Source organism: Pseudomonas citrullilanati (genome assembly GCF_030580855.1).
GTDB lineage: Bacteria > Pseudomonadota > Gammaproteobacteria > Pseudomonadales > Pseudomonadaceae > Aquipseudomonas > Aquipseudomonas citrulli.
Genome location: NZ_JAUQOP010000051.1, coordinates 14,161 through 33,703, shown reverse-complemented (window position 1 = coordinate 33,703; position 19,543 = coordinate 14,161). Strand labels below are relative to the sequence as shown.

Here is a 19,543-nt window from a genome sequence, read left to right as displayed (position 1 = left end):
AGCCAACTCAATACTGACTGATCCGACGCCATCGCGAGCAAGCTCGCTCCCACAGGGGCCCTGCAGTGTTTGATAGTTCTAGTGGGCAGGCTTCATCGCATTGACGAACAGCACATTGTTTTCCAGGTGGATGTGCTGCATCAGGTCGTTGCGAAACTCCACCAGCCCGCGATACAGCGCGCGCCAGGTGTTGCAGGCGTCGGAGGGCGGGGTGATCTGGTCGGTCAGGGCGAGCAGGGTTTCCAGGGCTTCACCGTGCTGGTCGTGTTCGTAGCGCAGCACCTGGATCGGTGCCGAGGCCCGTTCGCCCAGGCCGCGTTGCAGCATCGGGAACAGCACCTGTTCTTCCTTGAGCATGTGGCCTTCGAGTTCCTGGTACATGTCCTCCAGGTGGTCCGCCAGGCCGTGGGGGCAACTGGCGCGGTTGCCGTGTACCCGTTCGACGCGGCGGGCCAGGCGGATCAGTTCCGGCAGTTGTTCGCGATGGCGGGCGTGGTAGCGTTCCAGGATGTGCCCGATCAGCAGCGCCTGGGGCTCGTCGCGCCAGTCATGGCCGGGCTCCCCGGCGGCTTGCAGCGCCTTGAGCGCGTCGGCGATCAGCAGCGGGTTCAGGCCCTTGCCCAGCGCCGCTTCGCGCAAGGTTTTTTGCCCGCCGCAACAGAAGTCGAGGTTGTAGTGATGAAAGGTACGCGTGGCACCGGGAATATCGCAGGCCAGTTGGCCCAGGCTTTGTTCCAGCAGATCGAGGCTCATCGTGTTTCCTTGGGTTGAATCCCGGGGCGGGACGGATGAGCAGACTTAGCAGGCCGCATGCCAAGTGCAAGGCGTTGAAAATCAACCATAATTTTTTGGCCAGGGTCAATTCCACCCTGGCGGGGCGGGGTCAATCGAACCCTGGAGGGTCATCACTACCATGCTGCGTGAAAGCCTGGCCGCCGACCTGATCGTCGAGCTGCCCAATGCCGTGCGGTTGCAGCGTCTGGTGCAGACCCTGCGCGAATACTTCAACTGTGGCGCCGTGGGTCTGCTGCGCCTGGACGACGACAGCCTCCGGCCCGTGGCGGCCGTCGGCCTGGTCCACGAGGCGCTCGGCCGGCGCTTCGTGATCGCCCAGCACCCGCGGCTGGCGGCGATCATGGCCTCGCGCGAACCGACCTGGTTCGAGCCGGACAGTCGCTTGCCGGACCCCTATGACGGCCTGCTCGACCCTCACGTCGGCGAGCCGCTGCCGGTGCACGACTGCATGGGCGTGAGCCTGTACGTGGAAGGCCGGCTCTGGGGCGCGATCACCCTCGATGCGCTGCACGCCGGGACCTTCGACAGCCGCGCCCACGAAGAGCTCAAGCGTTGCACCCTGCAGATCGAGGCGGCGGTGCGGGTCACCCGCCTGGAACAGGAGAACCGCAGCCTGCGCGCTTCGCGCAGTGACCCGGCAGACCTGCGGCTGCCGGCGGAAGAGGGCGAGATCCTCGGGCGCAGCGAAGGCCTGCAGCAATTGCTCAACGAACTGGATGTCCTGGCCGACTCGGAACTGCCGGTGTTGTTGCTGGGGGAAACCGGGGTGGGCAAGGAACTGTTCGCCCGGCGCCTGCATCGCCTATCCCGGCGCGGCCACAAGCCGCTGGTCCAGGTCAATTGCGCGGCGCTGCCGGAATCCCTGGCCGAAAGCGAGTTGTTCGGCCACGTCAAAGGCGCGTTCTCCGGGGCGACGACCGACCGGGCCGGGCGTTTCGACGCGGCCAATGGCGGTACGCTGTTTCTCGACGAGGTCGGGGAGTTGCCGTTGAGCGTGCAGGCCAAGTTGTTGCGCACCCTGCAGAACGGCGAGATCCAGCGCCTGGGGGCGGACAAGCCGCTGCACGTCGATGTGCGGATCATCGCCGCCACCAACCGGCACCTGCCCGACAGCATCCGCGATGGGCTGTTCCGCGCCGACTTGTACCACCGGCTCTCGGTCTACCCGGTGCCGATCCCGCCCCTGCGCGAGCGCGGGCATGACGTGCTGATGCTGGCCGGGCATTTCCTCGAACTGAACCGCACCCGCCTGGGCCTGCGTGGTCTGCGCCTGTCGCCGGCCGCCGAGCAGGCGCTGCTGGCGTACACCTGGCCGGGCAACGTACGCGAACTGGAGCACGTGATCAGCCGCGCCGCGTTGAAGCAACTGAGCCGGGGCGCCAGTCGAAGCCTGATCATGACCCTGGAACCCCAAGTGCTCGACCTTGACCTCAATGCCAGTGCGTCCGGTGCGCAGGCCTTGCTCGAACAACCCCAGGCCTCGCTCGACGCGCCGCTGCCACCGCTGGGCGAGGCCGTCGATGCCTGCCAGCGCCAGGCGATCCTCAAGGCCCTGGACCGCTGCGGGCAGAACTGGGCGGGGGCGGCGCGGCTGCTGGACGTCGACCCGAGCAACCTGCATAAGTTGGCGCGGCGGCTGGGGCTCAAGTAGTTGTTTACCGGTTGGATCGAGTGGCCCTCCATCGCGAGCAAGCTCGCTCTTGTGAACACAACAGATCACCTGTGGGAGCGAGCCTGCTCGCGAAGGCGGCCTCCCATCCACCACAAGAGCCGCCATTGACAACGATCAAGGCCAGCCGGCGCCGTCGACTCCACACTGGCCCAAACCCACAGTGGAGATCACCCCCATGCCCCTTTCCCTGGCCAACATGCGCCGCCAGTACACCCGCGATGGACTGGACGAAACCCAGGCGCCTGGCGACCCAATGGCCTTGTTCACGCTCTGGATGCAGCAGGCCCGCGACACCGAGCGCCCACCGGTGGAAGCCAACAGCATGGCCCTGGCAACCGTGGACGAGCAGGGGCGGCCCCATTGTCGGGTGCTGTTGCTCAAGGGCTTCGACGCCCAGGGCTTTTCGTTTTTCGGCCACTACGACAGCGGCAAGGGCCGGGACCTGGCGGCCAATCCCTGGGCGGCCATGACATTCTTCTGGCCGGGACTGGAGCGGCAGGTACGCATCGAAGGGCCCGTCCACAAGCTGGATCCGGCGCTGTCGGACGCCTATTTCGCGTCCCGTTCCACCGGCAGTCGCCTGGGCGCCTGGGCGTCGCCACAAAGCCAGCCGCTGGCGGATCGGGGCGCGCTGGAGGCCCTCCTGGCTCGCACCGAACAACGCTTCGCCGATCAGCCAGTGCCACGCCCCGACCATTGGGGCGGCTACTGCCTGCGCCCCGAGCGGCTGGAGTTCTGGCAGGGCCGCGCCGACCGCCTGCATGATCGCCTCGACTATCGCCTGCACGACGGAGCGTGGCAGCGCAGCCGACTGGCCCCTTGAGTGCCGGGGGAGGTACCTCCAAGGAGGAATAGGCCCGGCCACGATTGCGGTTCAGGCTGGGCCATCTTTTCCGACAGGACGGCTCGCCATGGCCCACCAGACGCAACGCCACTTCCAACCGCTGCACATCGCGGTGCTCACCATCAGCGATACCCGCAGCTTCGACACCGACACCTCCGGCCAGACCCTGGCCGACCTGCTGCAAACCGCCGGGCATGTGCTCATCGACCGCGGGTTGGTGAAGGATGATATCTACCAGATCCGCGCCCAGGTCTCGCAGTGGATCGCCGACCCCCGGGTGCAAGTGGTGCTGATGACCGGCGGTACCGGCTTCACCGCACGCGACAACACGCCTCAAGCCGTGGCGCCGTTGCTGGACAAGCAGGTCGACGGCTTCGGCGAACTGTTCCGCCAGGTCTCGCTGGCGGAAATCGGCATGTCCAGCCTGCAATCGCGCGCCCTGGCGGGGATGAGCAACGGCGTGCTGGTGTGCTGCCTGCCGGGTTCGCCCGGCGCATGCCGGACCGGTTGGGAACAGATCCTGGCCGGGCAACTGGACAGCCGCACCGGGCCGTGCAATTTCACCGTGCACCTCAAGCCGCAGGACGGTGTCGCCCCGGCGGCGTGCGAGACCCGCTCGTGAGCGCCCCGGCGCAGGCCCGCGGCTGCGGGTCGGTCTGTGACAGCGGCGCCCTGGTGCCGGTGGACGAGGCCATCCGGCACCTGCTCGACCAGGTGCCGCCGCCACCGCCGGTGCAACGGATTGCCCTGGACCTGGCCCTGGGCCGTGTGCTGGCGGGTGATGTGCATTGCCCGATGAACCTGCCGGCCTGGGACAACAGCGCCATGGACGGCTATGCGGTGCGCGCCGCCGATGTACCGGCTGCTGGCGGTGCCCTGGCATTGACCGGGCGGATTGCCGCCGGTGACGGGCCAGGCGAACCGCTGCACGCGGGCCAGGTCGTGCGGATCTTTACCGGTGCGCCATTGCCGCCGGGCGCGGACACGGTGGTGCCGCAGGAAAACTGTCGGGTCGAGGGCGGGCGGGTCTGGCTGCCGGCGGTCAATGCCGGCGACCACGTTCGCAAGGAAGGCGAGGAACAACGCCGGGGCGAATGCCTGCTCAAGGCCGGCACGCGCCTGCGGGCCCAGGAATTGGGGCTGTTGGCGGGTGCCGGGATTGCCCGGGTCGAGGTGCATCGCCCGTTGCAGGTGGGCCTGCTGAGCAGCGGCGATGAGCTGCGCGAACCGGGCGAGCCGCTGGCGCCCGGGCAGATCTACAACAGCAATCGCCATACGCTCGCGGCGTTGTTGCGTGGCTGGGGGTTCGAGGTGCATGACTTCGGTGTCATGCCCGATCAGTTGCAAGCCAGCCGACAGGCACTGCGCCTGGCCGCCGCCGAGTGCGACGTGCTGCTGACTTCCGGGGGCGTGTCGGTGGGCGAGGAAGATCACCTCAAGCAAGCCATCGCCACCCTGGGCAGCATCGACCTGTGGCGCCTGGCAATCCAGCCGGGCAAGCCGCTGGCCTTCGGCGATGTGGAGGGCAAGCCCTGGATCGGCTTGCCCGGCAACCCCTCGGCGGCGTTGATCACTGCGTTGATCGTGGTGCGCCCGTTCCTGTTCCGTGCCCAGGGCATGGACGCCGTGCATCCCGTGCCATTGCAGTTGCCAGCGGGGTTCGACTGGCTCAAGCGCAATCGGCGCCGGCAGTACCTGCGTGCGCGCTTGAGCGCGGATGCGGCGGGCCACCTGTGCGTGGAACTGCACCCCCAGCAAAGCTCGGCGATGTTGACTGCCGCCTGCTGGGCCGACGGCCTGGCGGTGGTGGAATGCGACGCCCAGGTCCACAAGCACGAACCGGTGATGTACTTGCCGTTCGCCGGATTGATCCATTGACGGCAATTGATTGCCGTCAATGTGGCCAGCCGTCGGCTGGCTAGACTGGCGGCCATCTTGGTTCGCTCACGAGGATGCCCCATGCAACTGGTTTGCCCGGCAGGGAACCTGCCTGCCCTCAAAGCGGCGGTGCGCCAAGGCGCCGATGCCGTCTATGTCGGTTTTCGCGATGACACCAACGCCCGGCACTTCGCCGGGCTGAACATGGACGACAAGCAGTTCGACGCCGCTGTCGCCCATATCCGCCAGCATCAACGCAAGCTCTACGTGGCGGTCAACACTTACCCGCAACCCAAGGGCTGGGAGCGCTGGCAACGCGCGGTGGACCGCGCCGCCGATTTCGGCGTGGACGCGCTGATCGCCGCCGACCCCGGCGTGCTCGGCTATGCTCGCCAGCGTCATCCGCAGCTGGCGCTGCACCTGTCCGTGCAGGGCTCGGCGACCCACGCCGCGGCGCTGGGGTTCTACGCCGAACGCTATGACATCCGCCGCGCCGTACTGCCCCGGGTGCTCTCCCTGGCCCAGGTGCGCCAGGTGGCGGCCGCCAGCCCGGTGCCGATCGAAGTCTTCGGTTTCGGCAGCTTGTGCATCATGGCCGAAGGTCGTTGCCATTTGTCTTCCTACATCACCGGTGAATCGCCGAACCTCTGCGGCGTCTGTTCGCCCGCCAAGGCGGTGCGCTGGAGCGAAGACGCCCAAGGCCTCAGCGCACGCCTGAGCGAAGTGCTGATCGACCGCTATACCCCCGAGGAACCGGCCGGCTACCCGACCCTGTGCAAGGGCCGCTTCCTGGTGGGCGGCAAGCGTTTCCATGCGCTGGAAGAGCCCACCAGCCTCGACACCCTGGACCTGTTGCCGGAGCTCACCGCCATCGGCGTCGAGGCGGTGAAGATCGAAGGGCGCCAGCGCAGCCCGGCCTATGTCGAGCAAGTGACCCGGGTCTGGCGCGCCGCGCTGGATGCCCACCGGGCCGCGCCGCAACGGTTCCGGGTCCAGGACGAGTGGCGCCAGGTCCTGGCCGGCCTCTCCGAAGGCAGCCAGACCACCCTGGGCGCCTACCATCGATCATGGCAATGAGGAAGGTACCCATGAAGCTCAGCCTCGGACCGGTCCTGTTCTACTGGGACAAAACCCAACTGGGAAATTTCTACGCCGAGATGTCGGCATTGCCGCTGGATGTGATCTACCTGGGAGAAACCGTGTGCTCCAAGCGCCGGGCATTCTCCCTGGATCAATGGCTCGGCCTGGGGCGCGAGTTGCAAGCGTGCAGCCAGGCGCAGATCGTGCTGTCGAGCCTGACCCTGGTCGAGGCCGCCTCGGAACTGTCCTCGCTGCGGCGCCTGTGCGACAACGGCCAATTGCTGGTGGAAGCCAACGACATGGGCGCCGTGCAGTTCCTTGCCGAGCGCAAGCTGCCGTTCGTGGGCGGGCCGGCCCTGAACCTGTACAACGGCCACTCGCTGGCGCAATTGCTCGACAGCGGCATGGTCCGCTGGGTGCCGCCGGTGGAATGTTCGGCGGCGCTGATTGGCGACGTGCTGGAGCAGGTGCGGGAACTGGAGCGTGAAGTGCCCGAAGTGGAGATCTTCGCCTACGGTCATCTGCCATTGGCGTACTCGGCGCGCTGCTTTACCGCGCGGGCCGAGAACCGGCCCAAGGACGACTGCCAGTTCTGTTGCATCAACTACCCCGACGGCCTGGCGCTGAGCAGCCAGGAAGGCCAGCCGTTATTCACCCTCAACGGCATCCAGACGATGTCTGGCGAGATCACCAACCTGTTGGCCGACTACAACGCGTTGAAGGCCTGTGGCGCCCACGTCCTGCGCCTGAGCCCGCGGGCCCGGGGCGTGGCCGAGGTGGTCACGGCGTTCGACGCGGTGCGCCAGGGCGGCACGCCGCCGCTGTTCGTGGAGGGTTGCAACGGGTACTGGCATGGCCAGGCCGGCATGCTGAAGGTCGAGGAGGCAGGGCTATGCTGAGGCCGAAGCAATGGCTGCTCAAGGGTGCCGACCGCGTGCTGCCGCTGGTGGGAAAGGTGCCGTTCGTGGTCCAGCGCCTGGCCTTGCAGCAGGCGCTCAACCGCTGCCTGGCCGAGCCGCTGCGCGATGGCGGCTTTGATATGCTGCGCGGGCGCTGGTTGTGCCTGCGGGTGGCGGACCTGAAGTTGTGCTGGTACCTGACCCTGGCGCGCGATGGCCTGCGCATTGCCGACCGGGCCGAGGCCCAGGTCACCATCCGCGGCAACTGGCGCGAGTTCCTGCTCCTGGCCAGCCGCCAGGAAGATCCCGACACCTTGTTCTTCCGGCGCCGGCTGGTGATCGAGGGCGACACCGAACTGGGGCTGGCGCTGAAGAACCTGATCGACAGCCTCGATCCCGAGGTGTTGCCGCCGTGGCTGTGGCGCAACCTGGAGCGGGCGGGCAAGGGCTTGGCGACCGTGTGATGAAGCGTCAGAACGGTTGATACCGATGATCGTGGGCAATGGCACCGCAGATAAGGCGCCTGGCTGAACCTGTGGCGAGGGGATTTATCCCCGGCGGGGCGCGAAGTAGCCCCTATTCGGATTGCCAGGCAAACCGTATGGGACTGCTTCGCAGTCCAACGGGGATAAATCCCCTCGCCACATCCCCTCGCCACAGGGAGGTGGTGCGCTATTGCTGGTAGGCCTCCAGCTCATCCTCGGCCAGGATACGAATGTTGCGCCGTTCCATGGCGATCAGGCCGCCGTCCACCAAGCGATGAAGAATGCGCGAGAACGTCTCCGGCTGGATCCCCAGCTTGGACGCCACCAGGCGCTTGGACACCTGGAGCACCACCTGGCCGTCCCGGGGGTCGCGTTCCTGCAGCAGGAAATTGATGACCCGCCGACTGGCGCTGGCGAGGGTCAGGTTGTCGATGTCCTTGAGGCGCTGGTGCAGGTGGATGCTCATGCTCGCCAGGATCGCCAGGCAGACCTTGGGCTGGTCTTCCAGGGCCTTGCGATAATGGGTGCCCTCGATGCTCACCAGCACGCTGTCCTTGATGGCCGAGGCGCTCACCGGGTAGCAACGGGCCTGGCTGAACAACAGGGCTTCGGCGAAGGTCTGCCCAGGCTGGATGATCTCCACCAGGTTCTCCTGGCCTTCGCCGGTGACCCGGAACAGCTTGACCTGGCCGCTGACCAGCAGGAAAAAGCGCTTGGCCGGGTCGCCCTGGTGCATGAGCGTGCCGTTGCACTCCAGGCGCTTGAGGACGGCGAGGTTGCAGACGTCTTCGAAAACCCGGTCCGGCAATTGGCTGAACAGGTGATGACGGCGCAACAGTAGAACGATGGAAGGGTGGGTCAGCATGGCATACCTCCGGGTATGAACATGGTAGGGCGCCAGGCACCGCCGGCCTATGCCTCGGCAGGCCTACCTCGGAAGAGGGAGGGGCCTCTCGATCAAGGCGCGAACCCTGTGGGAGCGAGCTTGCTCGCGATGACGGCGGCACAGCCGGCATCTCTGCAAGCTGACCCACCGCTATCGCGAGCAAGCTCGCTCCCACGGGGGGGGCTGGTTGATCTAACCGGCCCCACGCAAATGCTCCATCGCCCAGACCGCCGCTTCCACCCGCGAACGCAAGCCCAATTTGTGCAGCAGGTTCTTCACATGGACCTTGACTGTGCCTTCGGTGATGCCGAGCTTGTGGCCGATGACCTTGTTGCTGTAGCCGGCGGCGATGGTCTTGAGGACCTGGCGCTCGCGGTCGGTCAGTTCCACTTCGGCCTGGCGCGGCGGGGAGCGCAGGGCCTGGGCCATGACCCGGGTCAGGCCGGGGCTGATCACCAGTGCGCCGCCCAGGGCGTCGCGGATGTACTGGATCAGCAACTCGGGCTCCATGTCCTTGAGCAGGTAGCCGTTGGCGTCCAGGCGCAGGGCATCGCGGATATCGTCCTCGGCGTCGGATACGGTGAACAGCAGCACCTTGCCGCTGTAGTGCATGGCCCGCAGCCGCCGCAGGGTCTCGATGCCGTTCATCTGCGGCATGTTGTTGTCCAGTAGCACCAGGTCGGGCTTGAGGGGGGCGATCAGCGTCAGCGCTTCCTCGCCGTGGCTGGCTTCGCCGACGATCTGCAGGTCGTCTTCGAGTTCGAGCATCTGGCGGATCCCGCGACGCATCATCGGATGATCGTCGACCAGCAGGAGGGTATGGCGCAGGGGGGCGTTCATGGGGTGATCCCTTCGGTGGGTTGGCCCAGGAATTCCGGCTGGAAATGCACCTGGATACAGGTGCCCTGGGGCGTGCGGGAGAAAATCCGGAGTTGGCCGCGCAGGCTGCGGGCCCGTTCGTTCATGATGTTCAGGCCGTGGTGCTCGCGTTGGTCCACCTCGCCGCTGAAGCCACGGCCGTCGTCCTCGATGGACAGGCGCACGGTCTCGCCTTCCTGGCGCAGCTCCAGCCAGGCGTTCTCGGCATGGGCGTGGCGCAGGCAGTTCGACAGGGCCTCGCGGGTGATCTGGAGGATGTGGATCTGCTCGCTGGCCGACAGTTCGAAGGCCAACGGGTCGATGCGCAGGTGCACCTGGAAGTCGCCGCGGTGGGAGAATTCCTCGGCGGTGTCCTTGAGTTCTTCCACCAGGCCGTCGTCGTGGATCTGCAAGCGGAAGGTGGTCAGCAATTCGCGCAACTGGCGATAGGCGTTGTTGAGGCCTTCGCGCAGCTCGGCGGTGACCGTCTCCAGGGTCTGCGTCGGTTCGCCCCGGCGCAGCAGGGTCTGCATGCGGCTGACTTGCAGCTTCATGTACGAAAGGGCCTGGGCGAGAGAGTCATGCAGTTCCCGGGCGATGATGGTGCGCTCGTCCAGTAGCAGCAAGCGGTGGTCCTGTTCACGCTGGCGCTTGAGGGACAGGGTGGTGCCGATCAGGTTCGCCAGGGCCTGGATCAGGGCGCTCTCCCAGGGCTGCGCCGCGTGGCCATCGACGAAGTGGGCCTTGAGTTCACCCAGGTCGTTGCCCTGGTTGCTGATGCTGAAGGTCAGTGGCCGGGCGCTCTGGTGCTGCTGGCAGGTGGCGCAATCGCTGCTGGCGCAGACCTGGCGGCCGTTGGCGCCATGCAGGGCCAGCAACTGTCGGGCCGGTGCCTGCAATTGCCCTTGCAGGCACAGCGACAGGCGCAGCCCCGGCAACCGTTGCTGGAAGCGCCGGATCAGTTCATCCAGCCCCTCGGCGTTGGCCTGCCGGGTGGCGAGGCTGCGGCTGCTCTGGTAGAGCAGTTCCAGGGCGGCGTTGGCCTGCTGCAGGTTGAGGGTCTTCTGCTGGACCTGGTTTTCCAGGGTGCGGTGGGACTGCTCGATGGTCTCGGCCATGGTGTTGAAGCTGGTCGCCAACTGACCCAGCTCGTCTTCGGACTGATGGTTGACCCGCACCTGGAACTCGCCGCGGCGAAAGCGCTGGGTGGCGTCCACCAATTCCTGCAAGGGCATGACCACGCCGTACTGCAATTCGTACAGGCCGACCAGCAGGATGATCATGGTGCTGAACAGCGCCACGCCCTGGATCGTCTGCTGCCAACCCTGCTTGTGCTCGCTCTGGCGTTGCAACAGCGTGACGAACTGGTCCAACTGCTCGACGAACGAGCTCGCGCTGGCCTGGAAGAACGCTGCGTCGCCGCGCTCGATGGCGGGGCGCAAGGTCTGGCTCCAGCGCTGCTGCAGGACGCGATAGCTCTGGTGCAGGGTGGTGCTCGGCCCGTCTTCCAGCACGATGCGCAGGGCCGGGCTGTCCAGGCGCTGTTGCAGGCTGTCGACGATCGGCGGGATGTCCGCGCTGGCACCGGCCGCCAGTTTCCAGCTCAGGTGGTAGGTCTCCATGCGCACGGAGCCGGCGGTATTGATGGCCGCGGCGTCGCCCTGGCTGAACCAGGCGATCAGCCCGGCGCTGAGGGAACTGGCCAGGGCCAGGACGGCGATAAGGATCACCGCGAGGCCGGCGCGAGCGGGCAGGGAACTGCGCAACCAGCGCATCATGACCGCTGGCCTTGCAGGAAAAGCTCAAACCCGGACATGGGAGGGCGCCTGGACCTGGGGGTATGGCAGCCGATCCTGGATGCACTACCTCTAAAGAGTTGTCGGCCGCCGCGTCTCCCTGAAAATCTCGGCCAACTTGTTCAAGATATTGATAGATAAAGGGTTCCAGCAATATCCAGGCCTACCTCCTTGGAGGTAGGCAGGCCAAGGATAGGCCAGTACCCCCGGGACGCTCTTTGACCCACGTCAAGTTTTTACCGGGTTCGCATCACTAGGCTGCGCTCAACGTAATGACGGGAGTGCATCGCGATGCGAGCGCAAGTGCAACAAGGGCTGGTACTGGGCATGAGTACCCTGGCCTTCACCGTGTGCTTCATGGTCTGGATGATGTTTGCCGTGCTGGGCGTTCCGATCAAGGAAATGCTCGCCCTCAACGAAACCCAGTTCGGCCTGCTGGCCGCGACACCGGTGTTGACCGGTTCGCTGGTCCGGTTGCCCCTGGGGCTGCTGACCGACCGCTTCGGCGGTCGCATCGTGTTCTTCGTGTTGATGCTGTCCTGTGTCCTGCCGCTGTACCTGATCACGCTTGCCACGGCGTTCTGGCAGTTCCTGCTGCTGGGGCTGTTCGTCGGCCTGGCCGGTGGTTCCTTCTCGGTGGGCATCGCCTATGTCGCCAAGTGGTTCGACAAGCACAATCAGGGCTTTGCCATGGGCGTGTTCGGGGCCGGCAACGCCGGCGCGGCGGTGACCAAGTTCCTCGCGCCGGCGTTGATCGCCCTCGGCAGCTGGCACCTGGTGCCGAAAGTGTTCAGCGCGATCCTGTTCATCACCGCGCTGCTGTTCTGGTTTCTCACCGCCGAGAAAAAGGAACACCGCAGCGCCGGCGGTGCCAGCCTGCGCGAGCAGCTCAAGGCGTTGAAAGAACCCGCCGTGTGGCGCTACTGCCAGTACTACTCGATCGTGTTCGGCGGCTACGTGGCCTTGGCGCTGTGGATGACCAAATACTACGTGCAGGAATACGGTTTCAGCCTGCAAAGCGCGGCGCTGCTGGCGGCCTGTTTCTCGCTGCCGGGCGGCGTGCTGCGGGCGGTGGGCGGCTGGATGTCGGACCGCTGGGGCGCCCAGAGCGTGACCTGGTGGGTGCTGTGGGTCAGCTGGATCTGCCTGTTCCTGTTGTCGTACCCGCAGACACAACTGCAGGTGCAGACCGTCAACGGCGTCGTCGACTTTCACATCGGCCTCAGCGCCACGCTGTTCACCGTGCTGCTGTTCGTGATGGGCATCGCCTTCGCATTCGGCAAGGCCTCGGTCTTCAAGTACATCGCCAACGACTACCCGAAAAACATGGGCGCGGTGTCCGGCATCGTCGGCCTGGCCGGCGGCCTCGGCGGGTTCGTGCTGCCCATCCTGTTCGGCGCCCTGGTGGACCTCACCGGCGTGCGCTCGTCCTGCTTCATGTTGCTGTACGGCGTGGTCTGGGTCTCGCTGATCTGGATGTACGTCAGCGAAATCCGCAAGCGCCCGCTGCTGGGCAAGCCGCCCGCCGCCAGCCAACCCCCGTTTTCCAGCATTGCCCAAGGAGAAGAACATGTCCGTTCTGCAAACGCCTGACAAAGGCCCGGTCATTCATGACTGGCGCCCGGAAGACCCCGCGTTCTGGGGGCGCAGCGGCAAACAGACCGCGCGGCGCAACCTGTGGATCTCGATCCCGGCGCTGCTGTTGGCCTTCGCCGTGTGGATGGTCTGGAGCACGGTGATCGTGCGCCTGAACGCCATCGGCTTCAGCTTCAGCACCGACCAGCTGTTCTGGCTGGCCGCCTTGCCGGGGCTGTCGGGCGCGACCCTGCGGGTGTTCTACTCGTTCATGGTGCCGATCTTCGGCGGCCGGCGCTGGACCGCGCTGAGCACGGCGTCGCTGCTGGTGCCTGCCCTGTGGATGGGCTTCGCCGTGCAGGATCCGGCCACGCCCTACAACGTCTTCGTGCTGATCGCTTTGCTCTGCGGTTTCGGTGGCGGCAACTTCGCCTCGAGCATGTCCAACATCAGCTTCTTCTACCCCAAGTCCCAGCAGGGCACTGCCCTGGGCCTGAACGCCGGGCTGGGCAACCTGGGCGTGTCGGTGATGCAATTCAGCGTCCCGCTGGTGATTTCCTTCGGCGTGTTCGGCTTTCTTGGTGGCCAGCCGCAGGTGCTGGCCGACGGCAGCTCGCTGTGGCTGCAGAACGCCGGTTTCATCTGGGTGCCGTTCATCCTCGCCGTGACCCTGATCGCCTGGTTCGGCATGAACGACCTGTCCAGCGCCCGTGCCTCGTTCAGCGAGCAGGCGGTGATCTTCAAGCGCAAGCACAACTGGCTGATGTGCTGGTTGTACCTGGCCACGTTCGGCTCGTTCATCGGTTTCTCCGCCGCGTTCCCGCTGCTGATCAAGACCTCGTTCCCCGACGTCATCGCCCTCAAGTTCGCCTTCCTCGGCCCACTGGTCGGTGCGCTGGTGCGGCCATTGGGCGGCTGGCTGGCGGACAAGCTCGGCGGCGCGAAAGTCACCCTGTGGAACTTCGTGCTGATGATCGCGATGGTGTTCGGCGTCATGCACTTCTTGCCGCAGGGCGGCCAGGGCGGCAGCTTCTACGGCTTCCTGGGGATGTTCATGTTGCTGTTCATCACCACCGGCGTGGGCAATGGCTCCACCTTCCGCATGATCCCGGTGATCTTCCGCACCCTGCACGAAAAGGCCGCCCTGGGCAAAAAGCCCGAGCAACGCGAGCAGGCGCTCAAGAATGCCGGCAAGGAATCGGCCGCCGTACTTGGTTTCAGCTCGGCCATGGGCGCCTTCGGTGCGTTCTTCATTCCCAAGTCCTTCGGCACTTCGATGGCCCTGACCGGCGGCCCGGAGATGGCCTTCTACATGTTCGTCGGCTTCTACCTGAGCTGCATCGTGGTGACCTGGTGGTGGTACGCGCGCAAGGGCGCGGCGACACCCTGCTAAGCATTTTACTTTTGCGTGGGCGGGGCGCAGACCCCGCGGAGCAAGCCTGAGAGGAAAGACACTGTGAGTCATTTACTGGATCAACTGCGGTTCTTCAACCGCAAGCAAGGCGAGTTTTCCGAGGGCCATGGCGAGACCCGCAAGGAGTCCCGCGACTGGGAGAACGTCTACCGTTCCCGCTGGCAGTACGACAAGATCGTGCGTTCCACCCACGGGGTGAACTGCACCGGTTCGTGCTCGTGGAAAATCTACGTCAAGAACGGCCTGATCACCTGGGAAACCCAGCAGACCGACTACCCGCGCACCCGCAACGACCTGCCCAACCACGAGCCGCGCGGCTGCCCTCGCGGGGCCAGCTACAGCTGGTACATCTACAGCGCCAACCGGCTCAAGTACCCGAAGATCCGCAAGCCGTTGCTCAAGTTGTGGCGCCAGGCCCGGCAGACCCTGCCGCCGGTGGAAGCCTGGGCCAGTATCGTCGAGGACAAGGCCAAGGCTGACTCGTACAAGAGCAAGCGCGGCATGGGCGGCTTCATCCGTTCCAGCTGGGAAGAAGTCAACGAGATCATTGCCGCCGCCAACGTCTATACTGTCAAGCGCCACGGCCCGGACCGGGTGGTGGGCTTCTCGCCGATCCCGGCGATGTCGATGGTCAGCTACGCCGCCGGCTCGCGCTACCTGTCGCTGATCGGCGGGGTGTGCCTGAGCTTCTACGACTGGTACTGCGACTTGCCGCCAGCCTCGCCGATGGTCTGGGGCGAGCAGACCGACGTGCCGGAATCGGCCGACTGGTACAACTCCAACTACATCATCGCCTGGGGCTCCAACGTCCCGCAGACCCGCACCCCGGATGCGCACTTCTTCACCGAGGTGCGCTACAAGGGCACCAAGACCGTGGCAATCACGCCGGATTATTCGGAAGTGGCCAAGCTCACCGACCTGTGGCTCAACCCCAAGCAGGGCACCGACGCCGCGCTGGCCCAGGCCTTCAACCATGTGATCTTCAAAGAATTCCACCTGGACAAGCCGAGCGCCTATTTCACCGATTACGCCAAGCGCTACACCGACTTGCCGGTGCTGGTGCTGCTCAAGCCGATGCTCGGCGCCGCGCCAGGCTCGGGCTACCAGCCGGATCGCTTCCTGCGGGCCAGCGACCTGACCGACAACCTCGGCCAGGACAACAACCCCGAGTGGAAAACCATCGCCCTGGACGCGGCCGGCGAACTGGTCTCGCCCCAAGGCTCCATCGGCTATCGCTGGGGCGAGAAGGGCAAGTGGAACATCCTGCCACGCGAGGGTGGCGAAGGGCGTGAGATCGACCTCAAGTTGAGCCTGATCGGCGGCGACGTCGCCGAAGTGGCGTTCCCGTACTTTGCCGGCCAGACCCAGGAATACTTCCCGCACGTGGCCGGTGACGCGGTGCAGTGGCGCCGGGTGCCGGTGCACAGCGTGGTGCTGGCCGACGGCAGCGTGGCGAAAGTGGCCACCGTGTTCGACCTGTCGGCGGCCAACCTGGCGATCGACCGTGGCCTGGGCGGTGCCAACGTGGCCAAGGACTACGACGACGCCTCGGTGCCAGGCACCCCGGCCTGGCAGGAGCGGATCACCGGTGTCAGCCGCGAGAAGGCGATCCAGATCGCCCGCGAGTTCGCCGACAACGCCGACAAGACCCGTGGACGCTCGATGATCATCGTCGGTGCGGCGATGAACCACTGGTACCACATGGACATGAACTACCGCGGGCTGATCAACATGCTCATGCTCTGCGGTTGCATCGGCCAGACCGGCGGCGGCTGGGCCCACTACGTCGGCCAGGAAAAACTCCGTCCGCAGTGCGGCTGGCTGCCCCTGGCCTTCGGCCTGGACTGGAACCGCCCTGCGCGGCAAATGAACGGCACCAGCTTCTTCTATGGCCACAGCTCGCAATGGCGCCACGAGAAGATGAGCATGCACGATGTGCTCTCGCCGCTGGCCGACAAGTCGCAGTTCCCCGAGCACGCCCTGGACTACAACATCCGCGCCGAACGCGCCGGTTGGCTGCCCAGCGCGCCACAACTCAACACCAACCCGCTGCACATCTGTCGCGACGCTGCCGCCGCGGGCCTGGATCCCAAGGACTACGTGGTCAAGTCCTGGCAGGACGGTTCGCTGCGCTTTGCCTGCGAGCAACCTGACAACCCGGTGAACTTCCCGCGCAACATGTTCATTTGGCGCTCCAACCTGCTGGGTTCCTCGGGCAAGGGCCATGAGTACATGCTCAAGTACCTGCTCGGCACCAAGAACGGCGTGATGAACGAAGACATCGGCCAGGTCGGTGATTGCAAGCCGACCGAGGCCGAATGGGTCGATGAAGGCGCCATCGGCAAGCTCGACCTGGTGACCACCCTGGACTTCCGCATGTCCTCGACCTGCGTGTATTCCGACATCGTCTTGCCGACCGCGACCTGGTACGAAAAAGACGACATGAACACCTCGGACATGCACCCGTTCATCCACCCACTGTCGGCCGCCATCGACCCGGCCTGGGAGTCGCGTTCGGACTGGGAAATCTACAAGGGCATCGCCAAGGCGTTCTCGGCCATGGCGGTCGGTCACCTGGGCGTTGAGAAAGACCTGGTCACCGTCCCGTTGATGCACGACAGCGTCGGCGAACTGGCCCAGCCGTTCGGCGGCACCGATTGGAAAACCGCCGGGGAGGTGCCAAAGCCGGGCAAGAACGCGCCAAACCTGCAAGTGGTGGAGCGCGACTACCCGAACATCTACAAGCAATTCACCTCCCTGGGCCCGATGCTGGAAAAACTCGGCAACGGCGGCAAGGGCATCAACTGGAACACCGAGGCCGAAGTGAAATTCCTCGGCGAACTGAACCACCACGAGGTCGAGGCGGGCATCAGCCAGGGCCGGCCGAAGATCGACAGCGCCATCGACGCGGCCGAAGTGATCCTGTCCCTGGCCCCGGAAACCAACGGCCATGTCGCGGTAAAAGCCTGGGCGGCGCTGTCGGAGTTCACCGGCATCGACCACAGCCACCTGGCCGTACCCAAGGAGCACGAGGCGATTCGCTTCCGTGACATCCAGGCCCAGCCGCGCAAGATCATTTCCAGCCCGACCTGGTCCGGCCTGGAAGACGATCACGTCAGCTACAACGCCGGCTACACCAACGTCCACGAGTCGATCCCGTGGCGCACCATCACCGGTCGCCAGCAGTTCTACCAGGACCACCCTTGGATGCAGGCGTTCGGCGAGCAGTTGATGAGTTACCGGCCACCGGTCAACACCCGCACCATCGACGTGGTGAAAGGCAAGCGCGGCAACGGCGAGACCGAGATCGTCCTGAACTGGATCACTCCGCACCAGAAATGGGGCATCCACAGCACCTACACCGACAACCTGATCATGCTCACCCTCAGCCGTGGCGGGCCGATCATCTGGCTCTCGGAAATCGACGCCCGGCGCGCCGGCATCGAGGACAACGACTGGGTCGAGTGCTTCAACGCCAACGGCGCGCTGACCGCCCGGGCGGTGGTCAGCCAGCGGGTCAAGGAGGGCATGGTGATGATGTACCACGCCCAGGAACGGATCGTGAACGTGCCCGGTTCGGAAACCACCAAGACCCGCGGCGGCCACCACAACTCGGTGACCCGCGTGGTGCTCAAGCCCACCCACATGATCGGTGGCTACGCCCAGCAGGCCTACGGGTTCAACTATTACGGCACGGTCGGTTGCAACCGCGACGAGTTCGTCGTGGTGCGCAAGATGGCCAAGGTCGACTGGCTCGACGGTTCCAGCGGCGATGACCTGCCGCGTCCCCTGCCGACTGAGCTGGATTGAGGAGATTGAGATGAAGATTCGTTCACAGATCGGCATGGTCCTGAACCTGGACAAGTGCATCGGTTGCCACACCTGTTCGATCACCTGCAAGAACGTCTGGACCAGCCGCGAAGGCATGGAATACGCCTGGTTCAACAACGTCGAGACCAAGCCCGGGATCGGCTACCCCAAGGAGTGGGAAAACCAGGACCAGTGGAAGGGCGGCTGGATCCGCAACGCCGACGGCTCGATCAACCCTCGCATCGGCGGCAAGTTCCGCGTGTTGGCGAACATCTTCGCCAACCCGGACCTGCCGGGCCTGGACGATTACTACGAGCCGTTCGACTTCGACTACCAGCACCTGCACACCGCGCCCCTGGGCGAGCACCAGCCGACCGCGCGGCCGCGCTCGGTGGTGTCCGGCAAGCGCATGGAGAAGATCGAGTGGGGCCCGAACTGGGAGGAAATCCTCGGCACTGAATTCGCCAAGCGGCGCAAGGACAAGAACTTCGACAAGATCCAGGCGGACATCTACGGCGAGTACGAAAACACCTTCATGATGTACCTGCCGCGCCTGTGCGAGCACTGCCTGAACCCGGCGTGCGCGGCGTCCTGCCCGAGCGGGGCGATCTACAAGCGCGAAGAGGACGGCATCGTCCTGATCGACCAGGAGAAATGCCGCGGCTGGCGCATGTGCATCAGCGGCTGCCCGTACAAGAAGATCTACTTCAACTGGAAGAGCGGCAAGTCGGAAAAATGCATCTTCTGCTACCCGCGCATCGAGGCCGGGATGCCGACCGTCTGCGCCGAAACCTGCGTCGGCCGGATCCGCTACCTGGGCGTGCTGCTGTATGACGCCGACCGCATCAGCGAAGTGGCCAGCACCGCCAATGAACAGGACCTGTACGAGAAGCAACTGGAGATTTTCCTCGACCCGAACGACCCGGCGGTCATCCGCCAGGCCCTGGCCGATGGCGTGCCGCAGTCGGTGATCGACTCGGCGCAACGTTCGCCGGTCTACAAGATGGCCGTGGACTGGAAGCTCGCGCTGCCGCTGCACCCGGAGTACCGCACCTTGCCGATGGTCTGGTACGTGCCGCCGCTGTCGCCGATCCAGAACGCAGCGGCCGCGGGCACCGTGGGCATGAACGGGGTGATTCCCGACGTCGACAGCCTGCGCATCCCGCTGCGCTACCTGGCCAACCTGCTGACCGCCGGTGACGAGAAGCCGGTCAAGCTCGCCCTCAAGCGCTTGCTGGCGATGCGTGCCTACAAGCGTTCCGAACAGGTGGACGGGGTTAAGGACTTGCAAGTGCTGGCCGACGTCGGCTTGAACGTGAACCAGGTGGACGAGATGTATCGCTACCTGGCCATCGCCAACTACGAAGACCGATTCGTCGTGCCGAGCGCCCACCGCGAGGACGCCATGAGCGACGCGTTCGCCGAGCGTTCCGGTTGCGGGTTCAGTTTCGGCAGCGGTTGCAGCGGCAGTTCCGACACCAACATGTTCGGTGGCAAGAAGGCCAACCGCCGCGACGTGATCAAGACCGTACAGTTGTGGGAGGACTGAGC

At 65.5% G+C, this 19,543-nt stretch carries 15 protein-coding genes; 11 read left to right on the top strand and 4 right to left on the bottom strand.

The features are described 5' to 3' along the window. Positions 1 to 78: 78 nt before the first annotated feature. Positions 79 to 753 carry an iron-sulfur cluster repair protein YtfE gene (gene ytfE, locus Q6A48_RS23320; RefSeq protein WP_304556749.1) on the bottom strand — a complete coding sequence of 225 codons (675 nt, stop codon included), beginning with the start codon at positions 751 to 753 and terminating at the stop codon, positions 79 to 81. 160 nt (positions 754 to 913) lie between these two features. Between ytfE and norR the strand changes: the two genes are divergently transcribed. The 7 genes from norR (at position 914) to ubiT (ending at position 7,632) form a co-directional block, all read left to right on the top strand. Then, complete coding sequence (gene norR, locus Q6A48_RS23315) at positions 914 to 2,446, top strand: nitric oxide reductase transcriptional regulator NorR (protein ID WP_304556748.1); 1,533 nt, start codon at positions 914 to 916, stop codon at positions 2,444 to 2,446. A 196-nt stretch (positions 2,447 to 2,642) separates the two neighbouring features. Further along, positions 2,643 to 3,290 carry a pyridoxamine 5'-phosphate oxidase gene (pdxH, locus tag Q6A48_RS23310; RefSeq protein ID WP_304556747.1) on the top strand — a complete coding sequence of 216 codons (648 nt, stop codon included), beginning with the start codon at positions 2,643 to 2,645 and terminating at the stop codon, positions 3,288 to 3,290. A gap of 88 nt (positions 3,291 to 3,378) precedes the next feature. Then, complete coding sequence (moaB, locus tag Q6A48_RS23305) at positions 3,379 to 3,933, top strand: molybdenum cofactor biosynthesis protein B (RefSeq protein ID WP_304556746.1); 555 nt, start codon at positions 3,379 to 3,381, stop codon at positions 3,931 to 3,933. Then, the gene (locus Q6A48_RS23300) at positions 3,930 to 5,189 is read left to right on the top strand and encodes a molybdopterin molybdotransferase MoeA (protein WP_304556745.1); all 1,260 of its coding nucleotides are present in this window, start codon (positions 3,930 to 3,932) and stop codon (positions 5,187 to 5,189) included. Before moaB ends, Q6A48_RS23300 begins: the two co-directional genes overlap by 4 nt. An 81-nt stretch (positions 5,190 to 5,270) precedes the next feature. Then, positions 5,271 to 6,266, top strand: coding sequence for a ubiquinone anaerobic biosynthesis protein UbiU (ubiU, locus tag Q6A48_RS23295; protein ID WP_304556744.1), 996 nt, complete (start codon positions 5,271 to 5,273; stop codon positions 6,264 to 6,266). An 11-nt stretch (positions 6,267 to 6,277) separates the two neighbouring features. Beyond that, positions 6,278 to 7,168 (top strand): U32 family peptidase, encoded by an 891-nt coding sequence (locus Q6A48_RS23290; protein ID WP_304556743.1) that lies wholly within the window; start codon positions 6,278 to 6,280, stop codon positions 7,166 to 7,168. Next, on the top strand, positions 7,162 to 7,632 hold the full coding sequence (ubiT, locus tag Q6A48_RS23285; RefSeq protein ID WP_304556742.1) for a ubiquinone anaerobic biosynthesis accessory factor UbiT: 471 nt from the start codon (positions 7,162 to 7,164) through the stop codon (positions 7,630 to 7,632). Before Q6A48_RS23290 ends, ubiT begins: the two co-directional genes overlap by 7 nt. Positions 7,633 to 7,840: 208 nt before the next feature. On the opposite strand, the gene Q6A48_RS23280 is transcribed toward ubiT, so the two are convergent. From Q6A48_RS23280 to Q6A48_RS23270, 3 genes are all read right to left on the bottom strand, one after another. Further along, on the bottom strand, positions 7,841 to 8,518 hold the full coding sequence (locus tag Q6A48_RS23280) for a Crp/Fnr family transcriptional regulator (RefSeq protein WP_304556741.1): 678 nt from the start codon (positions 8,516 to 8,518) through the stop codon (positions 7,841 to 7,843). 213 nt (positions 8,519 to 8,731) lie between these two features. Next, entirely contained in the window at positions 8,732 to 9,379 is a 648-nt protein-coding gene (gene narL, locus Q6A48_RS23275) for a two-component system response regulator NarL (RefSeq protein WP_304556740.1), read from the bottom strand. Beyond that, entirely contained in the window at positions 9,376 to 11,175 is a 1,800-nt protein-coding gene (locus Q6A48_RS23270) for a HAMP domain-containing protein (protein ID WP_304556739.1), read from the bottom strand. The genes narL and Q6A48_RS23270 overlap by 4 nt, the downstream gene beginning before the upstream one ends. A 309-nt stretch (positions 11,176 to 11,484) precedes the next feature. Here Q6A48_RS23270 and Q6A48_RS23265 point away from each other — a divergent pair, with 309 nt between their 5' ends. The 4 genes from Q6A48_RS23265 to narH all read left to right on the top strand — a co-directional run bounded on the left by Q6A48_RS23265 (position 11,485) and on the right by narH (position 19,541). Next, a complete protein-coding gene (locus Q6A48_RS23265; RefSeq protein ID WP_304556738.1) occupies positions 11,485 to 12,786 on the top strand; it encodes an MFS transporter in 1,302 nt (433 codons plus the stop codon). Continuing rightward, a complete protein-coding gene (locus Q6A48_RS23260; protein ID WP_304556737.1) occupies positions 12,764 to 14,161 on the top strand; it encodes a NarK family nitrate/nitrite MFS transporter in 1,398 nt (465 codons plus the stop codon). The genes Q6A48_RS23265 and Q6A48_RS23260 overlap by 23 nt, the downstream gene beginning before the upstream one ends. A 63-nt stretch (positions 14,162 to 14,224) precedes the next feature. Next, positions 14,225 to 17,992, top strand: a complete 3,768-nt coding sequence (locus Q6A48_RS23255; RefSeq protein ID WP_304556736.1) for a nitrate reductase subunit alpha — start codon at positions 14,225 to 14,227, stop codon at positions 17,990 to 17,992. A 10-nt stretch (positions 17,993 to 18,002) separates the two neighbouring features. Beyond that, positions 18,003 to 19,541, top strand: coding sequence for a nitrate reductase subunit beta (gene narH / locus Q6A48_RS23250; RefSeq protein ID WP_304556735.1), 1,539 nt, complete (start codon positions 18,003 to 18,005; stop codon positions 19,539 to 19,541). Positions 19,542 to 19,543 lie beyond the last annotated feature (2 nt).

Excerpts from the sequence above, each read along its gene's own strand:
- norR (WP_304556748.1), top strand. The coding sequence starts at position 914 with ATGCTGCGTGAAAGCCTGGCCGCCGACCTGATCGTCGAGCTGCCCAAT.
- narL (WP_304556740.1), bottom strand. The coding sequence starts at position 9,379 with ATGAACGCCCCCCTGCGCCATACCCTCCTGCTGGTCGACGATCATCCG.
- ubiU (WP_304556744.1), top strand. The coding sequence starts at position 5,271 with ATGCAACTGGTTTGCCCGGCAGGGAACCTGCCTGCCCTCAAAGCGGCG.
- Q6A48_RS23270 (WP_304556739.1), bottom strand. The coding sequence starts at position 11,175 with ATGATGCGCTGGTTGCGCAGTTCCCTGCCCGCTCGCGCCGGCCTCGCG.
- ubiT (WP_304556742.1), top strand. The coding sequence starts at position 7,162 with ATGCTGAGGCCGAAGCAATGGCTGCTCAAGGGTGCCGACCGCGTGCTG.
- moaB (WP_304556746.1), top strand. The coding sequence starts at position 3,379 with ATGGCCCACCAGACGCAACGCCACTTCCAACCGCTGCACATCGCGGTG.
- ytfE (WP_304556749.1), bottom strand. The coding sequence starts at position 753 with ATGAGCCTCGATCTGCTGGAACAAAGCCTGGGCCAACTGGCCTGCGAT.
- pdxH (WP_304556747.1), top strand. The coding sequence starts at position 2,643 with ATGCCCCTTTCCCTGGCCAACATGCGCCGCCAGTACACCCGCGATGGA.
- Q6A48_RS23265 (WP_304556738.1), top strand. The coding sequence starts at position 11,485 with ATGCGAGCGCAAGTGCAACAAGGGCTGGTACTGGGCATGAGTACCCTG.
- Q6A48_RS23290 (WP_304556743.1), top strand. The coding sequence starts at position 6,278 with ATGAAGCTCAGCCTCGGACCGGTCCTGTTCTACTGGGACAAAACCCAA.
- Q6A48_RS23260 (WP_304556737.1), top strand. The coding sequence starts at position 12,764 with ATGTCCGTTCTGCAAACGCCTGACAAAGGCCCGGTCATTCATGACTGG.
- narH (WP_304556735.1), top strand. The coding sequence starts at position 18,003 with ATGAAGATTCGTTCACAGATCGGCATGGTCCTGAACCTGGACAAGTGC.
- Q6A48_RS23280 (WP_304556741.1), bottom strand. The coding sequence starts at position 8,518 with ATGCTGACCCACCCTTCCATCGTTCTACTGTTGCGCCGTCATCACCTG.